This is a genomic window from Alkalibacterium iburiense (assembly GCF_039521845.1).
Classification (GTDB): domain Bacteria; phylum Bacillota; class Bacilli; order Lactobacillales; family Carnobacteriaceae_A; genus Alkalibacterium; species Alkalibacterium iburiense.
This window is the reverse complement of sequence record NZ_BAAACW010000146.1, coordinates 1,484-1,897: the sequence shown is the minus strand read 5'-3', so window position 1 is coordinate 1,897 and position 414 is coordinate 1,484. Positions and strand designations below refer to the sequence as shown.

Genomic DNA, 414 nt, shown 5'->3' with positions numbered 1-414 from the left:
GTATATTTATTCTTGAGTCACTCATTTTTGAACCCTCCTTTATAAGGACATCTTATCCCAACGTAATACCGTTGTAAACACACAGGAATAAGCATAATGGTCTGCAGTTATTTTTTTGAGTATATTCGACAAACTGCTAAAACACAAAATATTATAGATTTGTATTTATTAATGTCTTCAAAGTAGGCACAACTTCTTCCTCAAACCAAGGGTTCCGTTTTAACCAGCCAATGTTTAAGGGCGACGGATGAACCAATGGGAAGTAATCAGGCAGATACCTTTGATAGTGTTTGACTGTCTCAGTTAAATTTCTTTCTCGGCTTTTGCCTAAGTAGTATTTCTGGGCGTAAGCTCCAATTAATATAATCGTCTCAATATTCGGCATCTCTTCTATCAATAAGGGATGCCATTTTT

The 414-nt window shown here is 35.7% G+C and carries 1 protein-coding gene; it reads right to left on the bottom strand.

The annotated features are described in order from the left end of the window. Positions 1 to 151: 151 nt before the first annotated feature. Positions 152 to 414, bottom strand: a 263-nt coding sequence (locus tag ABDZ53_RS11445; protein WP_343756646.1) for a uracil-DNA glycosylase family protein, incomplete at its 5' end; no start/stop codon positions are given.